General features: G+C 65.3%; 20 protein-coding genes and 1 pseudogene. 8 read left to right on the top strand and 13 right to left on the bottom strand.

The window, feature by feature from the left end:
- Positions 1–19 precede the first annotated feature (19 nt).
- Complete coding sequence (locus tag E3O54_RS13685; RefSeq protein WP_104102583.1) at positions 20–1,087, top strand: alpha/beta hydrolase; 1,068 nt, start codon at positions 20–22, stop codon at positions 1,085–1,087.
- A gap of 190 nt (positions 1,088–1,277) precedes the next feature.
- On the opposite strand, the gene E3O54_RS13690 is transcribed toward E3O54_RS13685, so the two are convergent.
- Positions 1,278–2,042 carry an IclR family transcriptional regulator gene (locus E3O54_RS13690; protein WP_104102587.1) on the bottom strand — a complete coding sequence of 255 codons (765 nt, stop codon included), beginning with the start codon at positions 2,040–2,042 and terminating at the stop codon, positions 1,278–1,280.
- A gap of 115 nt (positions 2,043–2,157) precedes the next feature.
- On the opposite strand from E3O54_RS13690, the gene hutH reads away from it, so the two are divergent.
- The 3 genes from hutH to E3O54_RS13705 all read left to right on the top strand — a co-directional run bounded on the left by hutH (position 2,158) and on the right by E3O54_RS13705 (position 6,008).
- On the top strand, positions 2,158–3,708 hold the full coding sequence (gene hutH, locus E3O54_RS13695; RefSeq protein ID WP_134401815.1) for a histidine ammonia-lyase: 1,551 nt from the start codon (positions 2,158–2,160) through the stop codon (positions 3,706–3,708).
- Between the two features lie 165 nt (positions 3,709–3,873).
- Positions 3,874–5,553: a M23 family metallopeptidase gene (locus E3O54_RS13700; protein WP_134401816.1), complete on the top strand. Its 1,680-nt coding sequence runs from the start codon at positions 3,874–3,876 to the stop codon at positions 5,551–5,553.
- A gap of 152 nt (positions 5,554–5,705) precedes the next feature.
- A complete protein-coding gene (locus tag E3O54_RS13705) occupies positions 5,706–6,008 on the top strand; it encodes a DUF4913 domain-containing protein (RefSeq protein WP_104102593.1) in 303 nt (100 codons plus the stop codon).
- Positions 6,009–6,045: 37 nt separating this feature from the next.
- Here E3O54_RS13705 and E3O54_RS13710 read toward each other — a convergent pair whose 3' ends face one another.
- Positions 6,046–6,237, bottom strand: a complete 192-nt coding sequence (locus E3O54_RS13710; RefSeq protein WP_104102596.1) for a hypothetical protein — start codon at positions 6,235–6,237, stop codon at positions 6,046–6,048.
- A gap of 260 nt (positions 6,238–6,497) precedes the next feature.
- Between E3O54_RS13710 and E3O54_RS13715 the strand changes: the two genes are divergently transcribed.
- Positions 6,498–7,127: a Pr6Pr family membrane protein gene (locus E3O54_RS13715; RefSeq protein WP_104102598.1), complete on the top strand. Its 630-nt coding sequence runs from the start codon at positions 6,498–6,500 to the stop codon at positions 7,125–7,127.
- Positions 7,128–7,564: 437 nt separating this feature from the next.
- Complete coding sequence (locus E3O54_RS13720) at positions 7,565–7,933, top strand: hypothetical protein (protein ID WP_134401817.1); 369 nt, start codon at positions 7,565–7,567, stop codon at positions 7,931–7,933.
- Positions 7,934–8,797: 864 nt separating this feature from the next.
- On the opposite strand, the gene E3O54_RS13730 is transcribed toward E3O54_RS13720, so the two are convergent.
- Positions 8,798–8,971 carry a CsbD family protein gene (locus E3O54_RS13730; RefSeq protein ID WP_134401818.1) on the bottom strand — a complete coding sequence of 58 codons (174 nt, stop codon included), beginning with the start codon at positions 8,969–8,971 and terminating at the stop codon, positions 8,798–8,800.
- A gap of 152 nt (positions 8,972–9,123) precedes the next feature.
- Between E3O54_RS13730 and E3O54_RS16430 the strand changes: the two genes are divergently transcribed.
- Positions 9,124–9,291, top strand: coding sequence for a hypothetical protein (locus E3O54_RS16430; RefSeq protein ID WP_158250303.1), 168 nt, complete (start codon positions 9,124–9,126; stop codon positions 9,289–9,291).
- 681 nt (positions 9,292–9,972) lie between these two features.
- Here the strand turns inward: E3O54_RS16430 and E3O54_RS13735 are convergent.
- From E3O54_RS13735 to E3O54_RS13750, 4 genes are all read right to left on the bottom strand, one after another.
- Positions 9,973–10,320: a DUF3140 domain-containing protein gene (locus tag E3O54_RS13735; RefSeq protein WP_104102610.1), complete on the bottom strand. Its 348-nt coding sequence runs from the start codon at positions 10,318–10,320 to the stop codon at positions 9,973–9,975.
- A gap of 68 nt (positions 10,321–10,388) precedes the next feature.
- On the bottom strand, positions 10,389–10,739 hold the full coding sequence (locus E3O54_RS13740; RefSeq protein ID WP_134401819.1) for an integrase core domain-containing protein: 351 nt from the start codon (positions 10,737–10,739) through the stop codon (positions 10,389–10,391).
- 15 nt (positions 10,740–10,754) lie between these two features.
- Positions 10,755–11,174 (bottom strand): IS3 family transposase, encoded by a 420-nt coding sequence (locus E3O54_RS13745; RefSeq protein WP_134401820.1) that lies wholly within the window; start codon positions 11,172–11,174, stop codon positions 10,755–10,757.
- Positions 11,174–11,497 (bottom strand): transposase, encoded by a 324-nt coding sequence (locus E3O54_RS13750; protein ID WP_134401821.1) that lies wholly within the window; start codon positions 11,495–11,497, stop codon positions 11,174–11,176. The genes E3O54_RS13745 and E3O54_RS13750 overlap by 1 nt, the downstream gene beginning before the upstream one ends.
- Before the next feature lie 13 nt (positions 11,498–11,510).
- Here E3O54_RS13750 and E3O54_RS16435 point away from each other — a divergent pair, with 13 nt between their 5' ends.
- Entirely contained in the window at positions 11,511–11,663 is a 153-nt protein-coding gene (locus tag E3O54_RS16435; RefSeq protein ID WP_158250304.1) for a hypothetical protein, read from the top strand.
- A 199-nt stretch (positions 11,664–11,862) separates the two neighbouring features.
- On the opposite strand, the pseudogene E3O54_RS13755 reads toward E3O54_RS16435, so the two are convergent.
- The 6 genes and pseudogenes from E3O54_RS13755 to E3O54_RS13780 form a co-directional block, all read right to left on the bottom strand.
- A pseudogene (locus tag E3O54_RS13755) lies at positions 11,863–12,159 on the bottom strand (transaldolase family protein); the annotation flags it as partial.
- 179 nt (positions 12,160–12,338) lie between these two features.
- Positions 12,339–13,274, bottom strand: coding sequence for an aldose 1-epimerase family protein (locus tag E3O54_RS13760; RefSeq protein WP_241976907.1), 936 nt, complete (start codon positions 13,272–13,274; stop codon positions 12,339–12,341).
- 10 nt (positions 13,275–13,284) lie between these two features.
- Positions 13,285–14,802, bottom strand: a complete 1,518-nt coding sequence (locus E3O54_RS13765; protein ID WP_134401822.1) for an alpha-N-arabinofuranosidase — start codon at positions 14,800–14,802, stop codon at positions 13,285–13,287.
- 73 nt (positions 14,803–14,875) lie between these two features.
- Positions 14,876–15,814, bottom strand: coding sequence for a carbohydrate ABC transporter permease (locus tag E3O54_RS13770; RefSeq protein WP_104102628.1), 939 nt, complete (start codon positions 15,812–15,814; stop codon positions 14,876–14,878).
- Positions 15,814–16,767 (bottom strand): carbohydrate ABC transporter permease, encoded by a 954-nt coding sequence (locus E3O54_RS13775; RefSeq protein ID WP_233191503.1) that lies wholly within the window; start codon positions 16,765–16,767, stop codon positions 15,814–15,816. The genes E3O54_RS13770 and E3O54_RS13775 overlap by 1 nt, the downstream gene beginning before the upstream one ends.
- A gap of 96 nt (positions 16,768–16,863) precedes the next feature.
- Entirely contained in the window at positions 16,864–18,213 is a 1,350-nt protein-coding gene (locus E3O54_RS13780) for an ABC transporter substrate-binding protein (protein WP_134401823.1), read from the bottom strand.
- Between the last annotated feature and the right edge of the window lie 160 nt (positions 18,214–18,373).

The following is an 18,373-nucleotide window of genomic DNA, read 5'->3' on the forward strand; positions in this document are numbered from 1 at the left end:
CCCGCAGCTCGGAGCACACGTGAACACCGGCCCACGCCATCCCCGATTCGGCTCGCATCGCATCCGTTTTCTGACGATTGCCGGCGCGGTGAGCATCGCCGTGGCTGCGACGGCCCTCCTCGGCGGCTTCCGCCCCCAGCTGTATTCCGTGACGCCCGACGAACCCGGCGACCAGCGCAGCGAGCTCGTCACGACCCAGATCGTCGGCATCCGAACATTCGAGCGGCCAGGTGGCATCACGGTCGACGAAAATGTTGAGTACGGCACCCAGGCGGACGGTGCCGTGCTCACTCTCGACGTGTGCTCGCCGGCGATCACCCCCGCTGCGGAAACGACCCTCGAGGCGGCGCCGCCGGTCGTGCTGTCCTCGGAGGACGCGGCGGCCGCGCTGCGTCCGGCCGTCATCTCCATCCACGGCGGCAGTTGGGCTCGAGGCGACAAGGGCAACAGCGACTGGCGCGCAGTCTGCGCCTGGCTCGCCTCCGAGGGATTCGTCGCCTACTCGGTGAACTACCGGATGGTACCGGATGCCGTGTTCCCCGCCGCGCTCGACGACGTCGCCCTGGCCGTGGAGTGGGTCCGCGACCCCGTCAATGCGCAGACCCACGGCATCGACCCGGACCGGATCGGCGTGTTCGGCGGCTCGGCCGGCGGCAACCTCGCCGCACTGCTCGGCACCCGCGGTTCCGGGTCGCTGACCACGGGGGCCCGGGTCGCCGCGGTCGCCGAACTCTCCGCGCCGCTCGACCTCAGCCACAAGGCGCTCGTCACGGGCCGGGCCCCCGCGGGGCTGCAGAACATTGTGCGCGACTACGTCGGCTGCGAAACCCTGCGCGACTGCGCCAATGCCACAGCCGCGTCGCCGGCGAGCACCCTTGACCGCAGCGATCCGCCCGTATTCCTCGGCTCGTCGACCGACGAGTACATTCCGCTGTCGCAGGCCACCGGGTATGCGGCGGCACTCGAACGCTCGGGCGTCGCCCACGAGCTCGTGACGGTGCCGGGAACGCTGCACTCGATCGGCATCCTCGACGCAACCATGCGCGAGAAGGTAGCTGCCTTCCTGCACACGACGCTCGGTGAGTAGCCGCGAGGCCGTCTGGCGGCGGCGGGCCGGCGATGCGGCGCGTCCTCGCGGCGCAGGGTAGGGAAGCGGGCACATGTTCTAACGTGCGCCCGCCTCCACAGGGTGCGCCGCGAGCGTTGTGGAGGCCGCGAGCCACGGCAGGCAGCGCGGAGGCGGGGAGCCGAGGGCAGGCAACACATGCGCCGCAGGGCTACGTGCCGCGGATGCGCCGGGAGAGCTGCGCGGCGGTGCCGCCGAGCTGCGCGGCGAGCGCCGGCCAGTCCACCTCGGCGATGCGCTCGCGTGGGAAGGTGACGGCGATGCCCGCGGCGGGCCAGCCCGCGTGGTCGCGCACGGCCACGGCGACGGATGCCATCCCCTCCGTGATCTCCCCGTCCTCCAGGGCATACCCGTCTCGGCGCACCTGTTCAAGCAGGGTGCGCAGCTCCGCCGTGGTGCGTGGTCCCCGGCCGTGGCGCGTGGCGAAGGCGGCGGCGTTGGGGTACAGCGCCCGCAGCTGGGCTGCCGGCAGCGCGGCGAGGAGCGCACGCCCGCTCGCGGTGAGGTGGCTCGGGAGGCGCACGCCGACATCCGTCACCAGCGACGGGCGACGGGGGGCGCGCTCCTCGACGAGGTAGATCACGTCGCGCCCGTGCAGCACGACGAGGTGGGCGCTCTCACCGAGCCGGTCGACCAGCGCAGCGACGAGCGGACGGCCAAGGTGTGAGAGGGGCTGCTGCCGGGAGAAGCCCGAGCTCAGCTCGAAGGCGGCCAGGCCGAGGCCGTATCGCTGTTCCTCGGGCAGGTGCACCACGAAGCCCTGATCGGCGAGCACCGCGAGCAGGTCGTAAACGCTCGAGCGGGGCAGGCCGAGGGCCGTGGCGATCTGGGACGCCGGCACCGGGCCACGCTGCGTGGCCAGATGGGAGAGGATGCGCAGCGTGCTTTGCGCCGCCGGAACCTTCGACGGGGTCATGCGCCTGCCTCCCGTGAACGGTGTGCGTGAACGGCACCGCTGAATATCCGGTATCCCGGACAGCATCCACTCTAATCCCGTCGTGCAGGCGGTCCGGCTGGTGTCGAATCGGAGTATGAACCTCGCTAGCGCATCCGTCACCGTGGGTACCGGCCCGATCTCGTTCGCCGACGTCACCGCGGTGGCCCGCCACGATGCGCCCGTCCTGCTGCCCGCGGCGGCGCGTGAGGGCGTCGCCTCGACCCGCCGCATCATCGAGGGACTCGCGCAGGACGTGCACCCGCACTACGGGATTTCTACCGGCTTCGGGGCTCTTGCGACGACGTTCATCGAGAGCGACCGCCGCGCCCAGCTGCAGGCGAGCCTGGTGCGCTCGCACGCCGCGGGCAGCGGTCCCGAAGTCGAGCGCGAGGTCGTGCGCGCGCTGATGCTGCTACGCCTGTCGACTCTGATGACCGGGCGCACCGGCGTGCGGCCCGTGGTCGCCGAGACCTACGCGGCCCTGCTCAACGCCGGGATCACCCCCGTCGTACACGAATACGGCTCGCTCGGCTGCTCGGGCGACCTCGCACCGCTCGCGCACTGCGCGCTCGCGGTGATGGGCGAGGGGCTGGTGCGGGATGCGTCCGGCACCCTGATGGACGGCGGTCTGGCCCTGGCCGCGGCCGGCATCACCCCGGTCGTGCTGGCCGAGAAGGAGGGGCTCGCCCTGATCAACGGCACCGACGGCATGCTCGGGATGCTCGTGCTCGCCCTCGCCGACCTGTCCCGCCTGCTCACGACCGCCGACATCGCTGCGGCCATGAGTGTCGAGGCCCTCCTCGGCACGGATGCCGCCTTCGCCGCCGACCTGCAGGCCCTCCGCCCCCAGCTCGGCCAGGCCACGAGCGCGGCCAATCTGCGCGCGCTGCTGGCCGGTTCCCCGCTGCTCGCCAGCCACTCCGGTCCCGACGACCCCACCGTGCAGGACGCCTACTCCATCCGCTGCGCCCCGCAGGTGCACGGCGCCGCCCGGGACACGATGGACCACGCCGCCCTGATCGCCGGCCGCGAGTTGGCCAGCGCGGTTGACAATCCCGTGGTCACCCTTGACGGCCGGGTGCAGTCCAACGGCAACTTCCACGGCGCCCCGGTGGGCTACGTGCTCGACTTCCTCGCGATCGCCGCCGCGGACGTCGCGAGCATGAGTGAGCGGCGCACCGACCGCCACCTCGACGCGAACCGCAACAAGGGACTGCCGCCGTTCCTGGCGCACGAGGTCGGCGTCGACTCGGGGCTGATGATCGCCCAGTACACCGCCGCCGGGATCGTGTCGGTTTTGAAGCGGCTGGCGGTGCCGGCATCCGTCGACTCGATCCCGTCGTCGGCCATGCAGGAGGACCATGTGTCGATGGGCTGGGCGGCCGCCCGCAAGCTGCGGCACTCGATCGACGGCCTCGGCCGGGTGCTCGCGATCGAGGTGATGACGGCGTCGCGGTCGCTCGACCTGCGCGCGCCGCTCGCTCCCGGCGCGGCGACCGGCGCGGTGCGGGCCCTCGTGCGCACGGTGGCCGACGGCCCCGGCCACGACCGGTTTCTCTCCCCCGAGATCGAGGCGATCGTGGGCCTCGTGGCGTCGGGCGCGGTGCGGGATGCCGCGGCGGGCGTGGTCGGGCCGCTGGCCTGAGGCCCCGCAGGCGTCGCAGGGCAGCAAGGCATCCGGGCTGCGTCAATCGCTTGTCGGCCCCTCGGGCCCATGTCATGATGTGACCCGCTAACCCGTTGCAACCGCCCCGGGATTGCCCGTCGATGCCCTGAATCGATGCCCTGAAACAGTGAACTGCGGAGACTCATGAACCTCTCCCCCCGATTTCGTCTCCGCCTTTCCCTGCCCCCGGTCCCGCCGCGGTACCTGGCGACGCCGCTCGCCGCCGCCGTCATCGTCGCCCTCGCGATTTTCGGGACACCCACACGGTCCCTCGCCGACGACGCCCCTATTGCTGCAACGGAGGATCCGGCTGCCGCGGTGCCCGCTGTCCCTGAGACATGTCCCACGCTCCTCTCGACGAATGCCCCGCCGGCCGCGGATCCGGTCGACTCGGTCGCCGCGCCCTGCCCCATCAATGCGCCGACTTCTTCCTCGGTGCCGACGCTCACCCCGACACCCGTCCCCGAGCCCGAGCCCGAGCCCGAGCCCGAGCCCGAGCCAACAATCACCCCTACCCCCACGCTCGAACCGGCACCGGCTCCAGCCCCCACCACGGAGCCGACGGGTGAGCCGACCCCGACACCAACACCCACCACTCCCCCAGCGTTCGGCGAAGAGCCGTCCGCACCCACGAAGCCTGAACCGTCCGCCGAGCCGACTGCACAGGTACCGGCACCGGCAGAGCTGACCGCGGATGCCGGATCCGCCTCAGCCGATCGAGCTGCAGCAGCAGTAGAAGTAGCGCAGGCCGCCGCCTTCTCAGCCCAGCAAGCGGCCGCGGCCGCCCGCACGGCCGAGGCCCAGGCATCCGCCGCCCGGGCAGCAGCAGCAGACGCCCGAACGACCGCCGCCGCCACTCAGGCCACCTACGACGCAGCGAAACTGGCCTACGCCGGGGCAAAGGCCGACTATGACGCCACTGTCGTTCAGGCCGATCTGGTGCGCGACCACGGCGCCGACGCCGCCGCCAGGGCCGAGGCATCCCGGCGGGCGCTGGCGACGCTCGTTCGCGCCACCCTGCAGCGATCGGGGCCCGAGGCCGTGGACGTGCTGCTCGCGGGCAGCAGCGACGGTAATGATTTGCTCACCCGGCTCGCCACGCTCGAAAGCCTGGACCGGCTCACGAACAGCCTCGAAGAGGTGCAGGCCCAGGTCGACGCCGACACGAAACGTGAGAATGCGCTGCAGGACCAGGACGCCGCACTTCGGGCAGCGATCGAGGCCATCCCGCTCGCCGACACCCGCCTCGCTATGGAGGGCGCCCAGCAGGAGCTCGATGCGGCCTCCGCTAAGGTGGCCGATCTCGCGGCGAGCACGCCGGTCGCCCTGGTTCTGACACCGCTGCCCAACCTGGTTCCCGCGGCCGGCACCGACGACTTCGGCGGCTGGCTCCGAGGCCAGCCGAGCAGTGCGGGCTGGGCCGCGCCGGCAGTCGGCTCCCTGACGGATGCCTTCGGTCCCCGGCACGATAAACCGCTGCCTGAGGTGAACGACTTCCACGGCGGCACCGACATCGGCACGGCGTGCGGGGCGGCCGTCTATGCGGCGAGCGCGGGGGTCGTGGCCACGGCAGCACCTCTGGGTACCTACGGCAACTGGATCCTGATCAACCACAGCAACGGTATCGCCACCGGCTACGCGCATCTTGCCGAAGGCCAGACCCTCGTGAGCGTCGGCGAGACGGTCATCGCCGGGCAGGTCATCGCGAGCGTCGGCAGCACCGGGGCCTCCACCGGCTGCCACCTGCACTTCGAGGTGCGAACGGACGGCACCGCCGTCGACCCGCAGCCGTTCCTGGTGCAGCGCGGCGTGCAGTTCGGCTGAGTGCCTCGTGAGCGCGCCAAACTGGGGTCGTTTACGCCCGACGCGGCCGCGCGTGCCGTGCAGATAAACGCCGACCCAAACCACTACATGATCAACTTGGCAGCACATGGCGGAGCACGACGACTGCGACTCGACCGAGCATTGACGAGGCCATGGTCGACGTCCGCCAAATGTTCCTCGACTGGCTCACCAGCCACCTCGCCACTGTCGAGGTCGTCGGAACTAAACCCATACCGTGGTGCGCCCATTGGTGGCTCCACCCGGGAGAAGTCGCCCGGTTCAAGGCCCTCTGGCACGCCATCATTCAAGCCGACGCCAGCGTCATGGACGGCGACCCTGAGCAAGGACACCTCTACCGCCGCAAGGGCACAACCGCCAGGATCGTGCCCGCGTTGATGCCGCCTAAGGCGTGGAATTCTAGCGGGACGCACCGCAGCGACAGTCTCGATACTTAGGTTGTTGCACCCCTGAGATTCCGGGTCAGGTGCCCGATCATTTGTCGACGAGGGTGTTTTCGAAGCTATAGAAGTCGGGCGCGTAGCAGTGCTGCCCGAACTCGCCTGCACGGCCGGAGTTCTCAAACGCTGTCCGCGTCATGGTCAACACCACTGCGCCCTTGGGCAGGAAAAGGAGCAGCGCGCTCTCGGATGCGTTCGCTGCGATGCGCTGCTTCGCGACTGACATAGTCACGCCGCGCGAGCCGGGCGAATGCCTGGCCGACCCGTCCAGGTCCCGCAGGGAACCGCGGTCGTGGCTCGTGCGCCAGCGACCGAAAGGCCTGGGAGCTAATGGCCCCATCGATCCTTCGCGCATGCACCCCGGGCCGTGAAATCAAATTCAGGGGCATCAGTTCCCCAGCACTGGCATCTGCCGTGTAAGTCGCAGCCCTTAGGATTCTTGACACAGAGGTGCACAGCACCCGCACCACCGATCAGAGACGAAATATGAAACTCCTTGCTCCTTCACTTCGCCTGACCATCGTGCTCCTCGGCATAGCGGCGATCGTGTCGACATTCTTCGACACAGCCACCCACGCCACGATCAACCCTTTCAACTTTTTTGGGTTTTTCACGATGCAGAGCAACATCATTGTGGTCATTGTGCTGGCAGTCTCCGCCTTCGTTTCCTTCTCCGGGAGACACCAATCCCTACGTTTGGTATTAGCGCGCGGGTGTGCCACAACCTACATAGTTATCACCGGATTCGTTTACAACTTGCTGCTCGCCGGGCTCGAAGGAGGCGTCTCTCTGGCCTGGGCCAACACCGTGCTGCACGTCGTCCTGCCCCTCTACGCAGCCCTCGATTGGCTGATCTTCAACGACCGCAGCCCACTCCGATGGAACGAACTATGGATTGCCCTCATCTACCCCATCGTGTGGATCATGGTCGTGCTCCTCCGCGGGGCAACCGACGGATGGGTGCCTTACCCCTTCTTGAACCCGGCACAGGGATACGGCATCGTCGCGCTCTATGCCCTTGCTATCGCTGTTGCCACCGTCATTTTCGCCGCCGTCATCTGGACCGTAAGTCGGTTGAACCCCCTTCGCAGCCCCGCGCTGGCAGAGATACGGTAGCCGAACCCCTTACGGTGTTCGGAACCGAGGCGTCCGGTGGCATGACCAATAGCCGTGCATCGTAGGCTCCCCAACCGCTGATTTCGCCGAGGAGGAGGACCACTTCCTCTTGGGTGAGGCTGGGTGAGGCCACTGATCGGCCAGTCGTCGTCGGCCGAGAGGAGTTGGCCAATATGGCCTGCGATTTCTGCGGTAGTCAGCAGAAATGTGGAAAGTCCGTGTTCGCTTCCACCGGCGTTGTAAATTCCGGTGAGGCGTCGGTGTCCGGCACTGATATCTTCTCGAATCACGACTCAACCGTTCAGGAGACAGCCCCAGACCGGCAGCGAGTGCTAGTGTCGCGATGACCTCAACCTGTATCGCACGTAGATCACTTGGTCATAATCAAGTTTCACCACATGTCACGAGCCTCGGCATTTCAGCAGTGGAGATCCTATGTGCAGAACAATGTCAACGGACGCGAGCTATCGAAGCGGACCAGTGCAGTGACGCCGAAGTCTGAGGCATCTGATCAGCAGACGCTGATGCTCAGCATGGCTTCCGGTAATCAGGCCGCGTTCGGCCTGATCTACGACCACTTGAGCGTCACGACGTTTGCGATCTGCAACCACCATCTAAAGACCCCGGCCGCGGTCGACGAGGCCATGCTCGGCCTGTGGCTGTACGTCTGGCAAAATGCGACGAAGTTGTCGGGACTGGACGGGTCGCCTTGGTCCATCATTATTAGGACAGCGGAACACCACGCCGAGTTTCACGCTCAGACCGAGTGCCTGGCCCGAGAAACGGATACCACTCTGCTCGGATGAGTCCCGGTCCCCGGATGGCTCATCAGCACATCAGTGATGAGGACAACGTCGCATGTAAGTTCGATAATTTCGTCCCCGTCACTGCCATTGACCGAGTCGTAGGCGCCGGGTACACACCGGTCAGATCAGACGGACGTCACCCCGGAAAGATCGTATTCGGGATCTTCGCGGCCTGGCCGAATCGGAGCGACCACTCATTTCGGAGCACACCGTTACCGGGCTCGCAGTGGCGCGAGCGAGAGGCAGGTCCGGTGGGTACCATTTCAAGTTCAAGATGACGCCGGGCCAAGATTCTCCAGGCCATAGCTGCGACGGGGCAGAGAAACGAAGGTGGGCTCACCCGGGGAATACGGGCAGCGTCGAAGCGCACTTCGGAGTGTCGCTCAAGTCAAATACTGGCCGCGTCCTGAGTTAACGAGACATTTGCATCGCCGCCTGGTTTCGCTGGCTCCTATTGGCATCCAAAAAAATTTGCCGCCGCGTGCCGCTACTTAGTCACGGTCACTTGCTTGAGAAATCATTTGGGTGCAGTCCGGCAATACGACGTGCATGGTCCTGGAGAGCTGCCTCGCTCAGGGTGTACCAGTATTTGCGAACCGTTCACGCAACGCGTCGAGAACTTGGGGCTTGCTGTGGCCAGCGAGGTCTGCCTCCTCCTGTGCGAGAATCCCCGCGACCTTGTAGTCATCCGATTGAGAGTGCTGGGCCTCAATCGGTTCATTCTGGGTGCTGCCATTGCCATTCATGCTGATCCTCTAATCTCCGAGTTTTGTCGGTAGCGGCGAACGATAAGCGTGACGGCGCGCCGCGCGATCCTCCGAGGAGTCTCTCGGTCCTGGCGCTGCCGTTCGGACGCGATGATGATCAACCTCGAAAGGCGTCTTTGATGTCTTCGCCGGCCTGCTTCAGGTCGGCTTTTGTTTGATCGGCCCTGCCTTCGGCTTGGAGTTTGTCGTTGTCCGTGGCACCACCCGCCGCTTCTTTAGCCATACCGATGACTTTTTCTCCGTCATTCTTGAATTTGTCAGTGCCGCTCAAGTTTTCATTCCTTTCGTTTCCGCAATGATCATATGCATCACCTCGTATGTACACACCTGCGGGGAGTGCACCCGGGCGGCTAGCATGCGAAGCGCATTTTCAGGAAAGCCATCTAGACCGCCAACGCCTGCGTTACCAGGGGCGGAACACGAATGGATACCGCCGATGTGTTGTGGATCGTCGCCGTGATCGTTGTTGTTTTGATGGTCGTCAGCTTGGTTTTCTACGTCGTGCGCCGTTGTGATCAGGAGCTCCGCAAGCGTGACAAGTTGGATCTGCGCCGCGCAAATGCGATAGAAGGCAGACGTGGTCGAACTTGAAGCCCGTGAACACGCAGCACCTGCACCCCGCGCCCGCGCCCGGACAGCCCTCGGCGTGAACGCGGCTCTGAGGTCTATCGGGCGTGGGGGCCGCTGACTCCTAGCCTCAATCCACCGGTGTGCCCCTGAGCGAGTCCTGATTTCGGTTTGGCGGGCTTGGGGAGATTCAAGTGCGGGTGAGGTCTGGGTCTCGCGGCCCGGGGTGATACCTGGCACTCCAGTTGATGCCGATGCTGGCTGGTTGGTTGGTTGGTCCGATTAGGCGGGTTGTCGTGGGCGGAAGTTCTGGTCGAACAGGGCCGTCCAGGGTTTCTCACAGTGCCAGTGCTCGGGCAGGTGCAGCGTAGTGCGCCGCGGGGAGGAGGAGATCCAGGCGGGGACGTTGACCAGCTTCCGGGGGATCGGTGCGGTGGTGCTCGTGCGAGACCCTTTTCAGCGATCGTTGCGTCGGCGGGGCAGTCCCAAACGCCACGACGCACAGGACGAACCACGCTGCGTCGGCGCTGAACACGCCTATATACAGGTGCGCCAAAACGCTGCTTGTGAGATTTGTCGGAACCCCGTTTTCATGTTCCACCGAGCCGGATTCACCGAAATCGTCGCACCTCCCGAACCCGCCCCATGATGAAACAGGCGCTCCTGCAGCGGCGCGCTTGGTGAACTCCGCACCTTTCTATTACGTCATACCTTCTTCAGTGGATCATTTCCCCAGTTCATCAGCGAGTATCGCCATCGTGAGTGCTCGATATCAGAATCCGGTCCCTGTGCCCTGTGCCGCTTCACGTAGCTGACCACCTTATGCATGTGTTCGACATCGGACGCAGTCAGATCGGCTTTCTTCGTTCCAAGAATTGTCACGATCCTGCGACCGGACTTGTGCCCGATGGACTCTCCGCTGCCATCGATTTTTTGTCCGACCTCCTTGGATTCGTCCGTGTCGAGCCACGATTTGATCTCACTGGCGGTCATCGTGACCGCGTCTTTCCAGTCATCCCAGATCTCATCGACATCGTTCTGCTTATCTGCCATAAATCCATCATTGCGGTGATGATGCGCGGCAACAAGGGTCGTTCAGGCTTTGCGTGTGATCTCAACTTTCACGAAGTAGGGTCGAGCCACACATGGCCTTGACCCCGGAGAGTGGACACGGGTTGAGCGGCGAGTTGGATCTCTGCGGCCTGTGACGAGTATTGCATTTCGAAGTCCATTGGCGTGACGTGCCCGATCGAGGAGTGCCGGCGGTAGCGGTCCTCGATCCAGTCCGCGTCGCCGCGGATCGCGCGGGCTCGGGTGGGCCAAACCCGGCGGTAGTAGAACTCGGTTTTCAGGGTCGCGAAGAAGCTCTCGGCCATGGCGTTGTCGCAGCAGATCCCGGTGTATCCCATCGACCGGGTGATGCCATTCTTGGCCGCGAAGAGAATGATCTGTTCCGACGCCCTGGGTGCCACGGTCCGAGTGGACGATCACCGTCGCCGGGCGGTCCCCGCACGGAACCATGGCCATCGTGAGGCATCCTGGATGAGGTCGGTGTGCATGTGGTCCGCGATGGCCCACCCGATGACGCGGCGGCTGTGAGCGTCGATGATGGTGGTCGTCTTCCACTTCTTCGGACAGATGCCCGCCAATCCCAGGCGGCGCATGGTCGCGGCGACGGTTTTGCGGGAGATGATCTCCCCGTCCGCACGTAGATCGGCCAGGATCCCGGGGGCGCCGTAGACCTCGTCGGAATCGCCGTGGAAGAAGGAGACTTTCTGCTCGATGTGCACCCGGCGCATCGACGCCGGCGACGGCGCTCCGCCGATCCAGGCGTAGTAGCCCCAGCGGGAGATCTCGAGGAGGCGGACCATGCGGGTGATGGTGAAGTTGGTCTTCTCCGCCAGCATCAGTTCGAACGCAAGACGCTCGTATCCGATGCTTCCTGGGCGAAGAAGATGGACGCTTTTTTCAAGAACGCCCTGTCCATCTTCAGGTCCGCGTTTTCCTTGCGTAGCCGCAGCAACTCGGCTCGTTCAAACCCCGTCACCTCGGTCTGCCCAGTCTCGTTCCGAGCCTTGAACGCGCTCACCCAGCGGCCCAGAGTGGCCTCGTTGACTCCGAGCTCGCGGGCGACAGTTGCGACAGCCCTGCCGGTGGTTAAAACCAGCTTCACGGCCTCGTCTTTGTACTCAGGGGTGAAGTCCCGACGTGATCTTGCCAAAGTGAACATTCTCTCTTGTGAGGTGTCCACTCGACGGGGTCAGGGCCAGAGCGACTTCCTCGACCATGAAGATGCGCTCTCCCTGGTCGACGCGATGCTGCTGCCAGCCCTGAGCGCCGAAATCGAGGACGGGGCCTGGGACCCATCACAACAACAGTGGGTCCGCCGGAGCTGACCGGTGCGAAACCCGCGACCAAGCCACGAACTTACCGTCACTAGGCGCGGCGGAATGATCAACGGGCGACACGCGGGTGCCGTTATGGCTCGGAGTCCTCCCACTCCAACGATTAGCCCCGGTACTCATGCTCGTCTGTCCTTGGCGATACATGCCGGGGCTTTTTCGTTCGGACTCCCCGGCTCGCGTATTTGCAGCTCGCGAGGTCGGGTTCGGCCTCTATGGACACCCGGCCGTCGACCCCATGCGTCGAATCATAAATGGTGGGGAAGACGTCGCAGGCGTTGGCAACGGCTTCCGTGCTGAGCTCGAAGACGGTGTCCTCGACGCTGGTGCCAGTTGCTGCCTTCTGCGAGATAGCCGCGTCATATTCCGTACCCGATGTGATGGCGGCATGGAAGATGCTGGGGTTGGTGGTGACACCGGTAACGGTTTTCTGCTCAATCAGCTTCCGGAGGCTGCCGGTCCGGAGGCGGCCGCGGGAGAGATCGTCCAGTCAGATGGAAACGCCGGCGTCGCACAGTTGCTGTGCGGGGGTAGTTGTCATGTCATAACTCCTTGGACTCGGGGATTGTCGTCAAGATTGTGCTCCGGACGTGAAACCGGTTAAGGTGGCGCGCAGTGCCGCAGCAGTGTTCAGCGTCGGTCCTTGGGTATCCTCCCTGCCAACCGCCGCTACGCCAGGGCGGCGATGACCCAGCTCGCCCGGTGGGACGCGCCCGGCGACAGCCAGATGAGGTCGGTCCCGGAATTGAAGGCGTCCGGCGCGCAGGTCATCGGCTCGACGGCCAGGCCGAGCCGGTTCATCCCCGGCGTCGGCAAGTCCGCGGTGTGGATCTGTAGCCAGGGGCAGTCCGTTCCCCAACTCATGGCCACGCCGCTGCCGTCGGTATCGCGCAGCTCGACGGTGGCAACGCCGTCGGAGTCGCGCACGAGCCCGGTGAAGGCGTGGTCGATCTGCACAGAGCCGATCGGGCACGGCTGGCGGAAGTCGAACGGGCCGTCGACGACGTCGGCGAGGCCGTCGGGCAACAACCGGTCGGGTGTGACCCGCAAGTATCGCTCGGCTGGAAGGCTGAGCTGCCAGGTGTGCAGCGGCGAGTCGCCTGCGCGCAGGTAGGGGTGCGGGCAGACTCCGTATGGAGCCGTGCCGGTGCCGGCGTTCGTGGCCTCGATTGACGTCGTGAGCCCAACCGGTGAGAGCCAGTAGCGGGCTAGGAGGTCGAGCTGGAACGGGTAGCCGTCGTCGACGGGTAGCCGGAGGCCCAGCACCACCTCGCTGTCACTGTGGTGCACTAGTCGCCAGGCACGGTCGTAGACGAGCCCGTGCAGGGCGCACTCGCGCGAGGGCTCGTTGATCGGCAGCTGTTGGGTCACCCCGTCGAGGTGGTACCGCCCGTCGGCGATCCGGTTGGGCCAGGGCGCGGCGAGCACCCCGCGGAAGTTCACCATCGGCTGATCCTCCGCAAAGCTGACGATCAGGTCCCGTGAGTCATACTGCAGCACTCGCAGGGTGGCTCCGGTCCCCGTCACGACGGCACGGTAGCCGTGGCCGGTGATTTCGTACTGGGCCCCTGAAGGCGCCGCAGCCATCACACCCTCTTCGCTCATGACGACTCGGTCACTCCGCCCGCAGTTCGAGGGCCGTCCAGGAGACCGGCGGAAGAGTGAGCGTGACCACTCCGTTCGCGCACAGCGCCGACGCGTTGGTGGCCAGGCCGACGCGGTCGCGGGCCTCGAGCGTGTTCGCGGCGTAGACATCCGTGTCGCTTAGGGTCTGCACCTCGACGATGCCCACGGGCCCGAGCGCGGCGACATCGATCGTGATCGTCGCGTCCTCCATCTGCGAACGGTTCACCAGGAACACGGATGTCCCCCCGGTCGCCGCGTCGTGGGTCGCGACCGCGTCGACGAGCGGCACGGTGCCGTATACCTCGGTGTCGTAGTGCTCTGTCTCGAGCTTGACCTCGAGGGCGACCCCTGTGGCGAGCCGCGAGGTGACCGCGAACGGGAAGAAGGTCGTCTGCCGCCAGGCCGGCCCGTTCGGCTCGGTCATGATCGGAGCGATCACGTTGACGAGCTGCGCGAGCGACGCGCTCGTCACGCGGTCGGCATGCTTGAGCAGTGAGATCAGCAGGCTGCCGAACACCACGGCATCCGCCACCGTGTAGGAGTCCTCTAGCAGGCGCGGCGCGACCGGCCAATTGTCGATTCCGGTGATCTTGTCGACGCCCTCGAACCGGTCGATATACCAGACGTTCCACTCGTCGAAGGAGATGTTGATGGTCTTGTCGCTCCCCCGAACGGCCTTCACGTGGTCGGCGGTCGCGACGACCGATTCGATGAAACGGTCCATGTTGACGCCGGAGGCCAGGAAGGAGTCGAGGTCGCCGTTCTTCTCCTCGTAGTAGGCGTGGCAAGAGATGTAATCGACGTCGTCATAGGTGTGGCCGAGCACAACGCGTTCCCACTCGCCGAAGGTCGGCATCTGCGCGCTTGAGGAGCCGCAGACCACCAGTTCGACCGATGGGTCGAGCTGGCGCATCCCCTTCGCGGCGCGGGAGGCGATCTTGCCGTAGTCGTCGGCCGAGCGGTGGCCGAGCTGCCACGGGCCGTCCATCTCGTTACCGAGGCACCACATCTTCACGCCGAAAGCATCCCGCTTCCCGTTGGCGATCCGACGTTCGGCGAGGTCCGTGCCGTTGCCGAGGTTGGCGTATTCGAGCAGGTCAAGCGCTTCCGCCACACCCCGGGTACCGAGGTTGACGGCGAGCATGAGCTCGCTGCCGACCTTCTCCAGCCACGACGAGAACTCATGCAGGCCGATCTGGTTGGTCTCGGTGGAATGCCAGGCCAGGTCGAGCCGGGTCGGCCGCGCAGCCCGCGGGCCCACGCTGTCCTCCCAGCGGAAGCCGGAAACGAAGTTGCCGCCCGGGTAGCGGATCGCCGACACGCCGAGTTCCTTGACGAGGTCGATCACGTCTTCGCGGAATCCTTCCGCGTCGGCCGAGGCGTGCCCGGGTTCATAGATGCCGTCGTAGACGCACCGGCCGAGGTGTTCGACGAACGATCCGAACAGGCGGCGGTTGATGGCTCCGACCGTGAAGTGCGGGTCGAGGGTGAGGCTGGCGGTAGACATGGTGTTTCTTTCTTCGTGCTGGTCAAGACGTGGGAGAGTGCGAATGACGGATGTCCGGGGCCCGGGCCGCCGCCTACTTGAGTGCGCCGAGCGAGAGGCCACCCTGCCAGTACTTCTGTAGGGAGAGGAACGCGATGATGAGCGGGAGCACCGAGACGAAGGCCCCCGTGACGATCAGGTTCCAGACCTGTTCGCCGCCGGCTCCGGCGTTGGACAGCGCCTGCCAGTTGTTGAGTCCGACAGTCACAGGCAACAGGTTTGGGTCGCTGAGCACGGCCAGCGGCAGGAAGAAGTTATTCCAGGTACCGACCACCGAGAGCAGCAGTACCGTGACGATGGCGGGCCGCAGCAGCGGCAGCGCCACCTGGAAGAAGGTGCGCAGTTCGCCGGCTCCGTCAACGCGGGCGGCGTCGAGCAGTTCATCCGGAATGGCATCCTGCGTGTAAACCCTCATCAGGTAGACGCCGAAAGGACTCAGCAGCGAGGGCAGGATGACGGCCCAGATCGTGTTGACCAGGCCGAAGTTGCTCAGCAGCACGAAGGTCGGGATCACAAGCGCCGTCATGGGCACCATCACGGCGCCCAGCAGCAGCGAGAAGAAGGCGTTGCGCCCGCGGAACCGGTACTTCGCGAAGCCGTAGCCGGCGAGCACCGCGAGGATGGTGGCGCCGATTCCGCCGGTGAACGCGTAGAAGAATGAGTTGCCCAACCAGCGCCAGTAGATGCCGCCCTGGTGTTCGAACAGCCCCGCGATGTTGTTCCACAGGTTGAAGTTCTGATCGAACCAGAGCGGCCCACCAGTACCACTGAAGAGCCCAGCGGTGTCCTTGGTCGCGGCCACGGCGAGCCACCACAACGGGGTGATGAAGTAGATCACGAGGATGAGCAACAGGACGTGCGACCCAATCCGTCTGCCACCGTCGCGCGTGGTGTTACGGCGGCGTATGAGGGAGCCTGAGTCGACCTGGCTGGGCTGCACGGCGGCATCCCTCCGGGGCGTGAGAATCGCCATTATTTGAGTCCGCTCTGCTTGCGGGTGAGGAAGAGGAAGAGATAGGAACCGATGAAGACCACGATGCCGAGCGCGAACGAGATCGCCGCGGCGTAGTTGAACTGGCTGTAGGAGAAGGCAAGCGAGTACGCGTACATGTTCGGTGTGTAGGAGACAGGAATGGCACCCTGGGCGACGGCGCGCAGCACCTGCGGTTCGGTGAAGAACTGGAGGGTGCCGATCAGGGAGAAGATCAGCACCATCACCATCGAGGAGGAGATCATCGGCACCTTGACTCGGAGGGCGATCTGCCGGCCATTCGCGCCGTCCAGCCGGGCGGCTTCGTAGATCGCCGGGTCGATACCGCGGAGGGCTGCGTAGATGATGATCATGTAGTAGCCGGCCCACTGCCAGGTGACGATGTTGACGAGGCTCGCGAAGATGCTGCCCTGGGACAGGAAGTCGGGCGCGGCGAGGCCGACGAGGCCGAAGATATCGGTGGCCGGTCCGAAACGGGGGCTGTAGAGGAAGCCCCACATCAACGCCCCGATCACGACGGGGATGGCGTAGGGCACGAAGATCATCAGTCGGGAAAACTTCGACAGGGCGGTGGAGAGGTTGTCGAGCACGAGCGCAGCCACGAGGGCGACGATCATCTGGGCGGGGATCATAATCAGCGCGAACTGGCCGACCCGTCCGAGTCCGCCGAGGAAGATCGGGTCGGTGAAGGCTTTCACGTAGTTCGCGAACCAGGTGAAGGTCGTGCCGGTGGCTAGGGTGCTCGTGTGCAGGCTCATCCAGAACGCGTAAGCGAGCGGTGCCACCAGGAAGGTGAGGAAGACGATACCGAACGGGGCTACGAACAGCCAGCCCCAGCGTTGGCGCTTGCGGTCCATCAGATCGATGCTGTTTCTTCGCGGCTTCCGAACCGGCAGCGGCGGGGCCGCCTTGGTGGCCGCAGGCGTGAGTGCCATGAATTCATCCTTTTTCCAAGCGAAGCCCAGATGGGCTGAGGGATGCTGTCGGCCAGCCAGTGCGACCGGCCGACAGCGGGTGCGGTGTGAGCCGCCTTACTTGGCGACCGTGAACCCCTGCTCGGCCGCGTACTTCACGAGGGTGGCCTGCAGGTCGTCGAGCGCCTGCGAACCGTCCTGTTCGCCCTGCACCATGGAGTAAAGCTCCTCGGTGAGCTGGTCGTAGGCGTAATTCTGGAACGGGCTGAACGTCGCGCCGCCGTAGCCGGCAGCCGCAGTCAGGAAGACCTCCTTGTTGATCTGCTGTCCACCGAAGAACGGGTACTCAAGGTTGACGAAGTATTCGGAGTCGAGCATCGGCGTGTAGGAGGGGAACAGTGCGCCCTTTTCGACGCCGATCTTCCACGCCTCGTCTGTGCCGAAGATCTCGATGGCTACCTGGGCGGCGAGCTCCTTGTCCGTGGCCTGGCTGGTCACGGCGAAGGTCGAACCACCCCAGTTGACCTGCACAGGGTTGGCCGTGTCCCACTGCGGCAGCGGGGCGACGCGCCAGACGGCCCCCGTGTCGGCGTCGGAGAGCCCCTGCAGATAGCCGGGTCCCCACGCCGCGGCGAGGTAGACGGCGTAGGTGCCGTCGACCAGGCTGGTGTTGTAGTCGGCGGTGAAGGCGTCGTCGGTTGTGACAAGACCCTTCTGTACGAGGTCGTTCCAGTAGTTCAGCACGTCCTTCGATCCCTGGTCGTCAACGGCGATGCCAATGTCGATCGGGCTAGTCGAGTCGTAGGTGAACGGCACAGATCCGGCCTGGGCGAAGAGAGCCTGGTTGAAGGCCCGGCCGTTGGTGGGGAAGTTGACGAGCACGCCATCGGAGCCGGCGGTCTTGAGGGCCTGCGCCGCGGTCGCGAACTCGGCCCAGGTGGTGGGAACGGGAATACCGTACTGGTCGAAAAGATCCTGTCGGTAGAGCATTCCCATCGGGCCGCCGTCGACCGGGATGGCATAGACGGCGTCGCCGCTCGACGCGTCCTTCCAGGAGCCCTCGGTGTACTTGTCCTTCACGTCGTTGGCGCCGTATTCCGTGAGGTCGACGAGGGCATCGCGGATGGTAAAACTCGAGAGCACCTCGGACTCAAGCATGATGACGTCCGGGGCGCCGGACTTCGACTCGATCGAGGTGGAGAACTTGGTGTATTCATCGTTGCCCTGGCCGGCGTTCGTCCAGCAGACCTGCACGTCGTCGTGGCTGGTGTTGAACACGTCTACGACCTCTTCGAACGCGGGGTACCAGGCCCAGACCGTGACCTGGGGTGCTTCCTTATTCACGATCTTGTTCGTGCAGGAGGCTTCCGGCTTCGACTTCGATGCGGCGCCATCGGCGGAGCATCCGGTGAGTGCGGCGGCGGCGACGGCGATGACGGCGATCGCGGCCATGAACTTGACCTTCATGTTTTTTGGTTTCCTCTCACGGTGGTGGAACACCGTTGTTCGTACTGTGATCAGCGCGCGAGGCGGCTGAGTGGTGCAGGAGTTGGTGCGGTCAATCCGAGACACCAGCGGGGGGCGCGGGCCGTTGCTGGCAAATTTACAACGTTGTAGGTAAACGTTG

The sequence above is a fragment of the Cryobacterium sp. TMT2-4 genome, from assembly GCF_004402575.1.
Classification (GTDB): domain Bacteria; phylum Actinomycetota; class Actinomycetes; order Actinomycetales; family Microbacteriaceae; genus Cryobacterium; species Cryobacterium sandaracinum.

What these genes read in the sequence shown, in the direction of transcription:
- E3O54_RS13770 (WP_104102628.1), bottom strand. Translation starts at nt 15,814, where the DNA reads ATGGCGATTCTCACGCCCCGGAGGGATGCCGCCGTGCAGCCCAGCCAG.
- E3O54_RS13775 (WP_233191503.1), bottom strand. Translation starts at nt 16,767, where the DNA reads ATGGCACTCACGCCTGCGGCCACCAAGGCGGCCCCGCCGCTGCCGGTT.
- E3O54_RS13705 (WP_104102593.1), top strand. Translation starts at nt 5,706, where the DNA reads ATGGTCGACGTCCGCCAAATGTTCCTCGACTGGCTCACCAGCCACCTC.
- E3O54_RS13765 (WP_134401822.1), bottom strand. Translation starts at nt 14,802, where the DNA reads ATGTCTACCGCCAGCCTCACCCTCGACCCGCACTTCACGGTCGGAGCC.
- E3O54_RS16430 (WP_158250303.1), top strand. Translation starts at nt 9,124, where the DNA reads ATGGATACCGCCGATGTGTTGTGGATCGTCGCCGTGATCGTTGTTGTT.
- E3O54_RS13745 (WP_134401820.1), bottom strand. Translation starts at nt 11,174, where the DNA reads ATGCTGGCGGAGAAGACCAACTTCACCATCACCCGCATGGTCCGCCTC.
- E3O54_RS13750 (WP_134401821.1), bottom strand. Translation starts at nt 11,497, where the DNA reads ATGTTCACTTTGGCAAGATCACGTCGGGACTTCACCCCTGAGTACAAA.
- E3O54_RS13760 (WP_241976907.1), bottom strand. Translation starts at nt 13,274, where the DNA reads ATGAGCGAAGAGGGTGTGATGGCTGCGGCGCCTTCAGGGGCCCAGTAC.
- E3O54_RS13710 (WP_104102596.1), bottom strand. Translation starts at nt 6,237, where the DNA reads ATGTCAGTCGCGAAGCAGCGCATCGCAGCGAACGCATCCGAGAGCGCG.
- hutH (WP_134401815.1), top strand. Translation starts at nt 2,158, where the DNA reads ATGAACCTCGCTAGCGCATCCGTCACCGTGGGTACCGGCCCGATCTCG.
- E3O54_RS13690 (WP_104102587.1), bottom strand. Translation starts at nt 2,042, where the DNA reads ATGACCCCGTCGAAGGTTCCGGCGGCGCAAAGCACGCTGCGCATCCTC.
- E3O54_RS13780 (WP_134401823.1), bottom strand. Translation starts at nt 18,213, where the DNA reads ATGAAGGTCAAGTTCATGGCCGCGATCGCCGTCATCGCCGTCGCCGCC.
- E3O54_RS13700 (WP_134401816.1), top strand. Translation starts at nt 3,874, where the DNA reads ATGAACCTCTCCCCCCGATTTCGTCTCCGCCTTTCCCTGCCCCCGGTC.
- E3O54_RS13715 (WP_104102598.1), top strand. Translation starts at nt 6,498, where the DNA reads ATGAAACTCCTTGCTCCTTCACTTCGCCTGACCATCGTGCTCCTCGGC.
- E3O54_RS13735 (WP_104102610.1), bottom strand. Translation starts at nt 10,320, where the DNA reads ATGGCAGATAAGCAGAACGATGTCGATGAGATCTGGGATGACTGGAAA.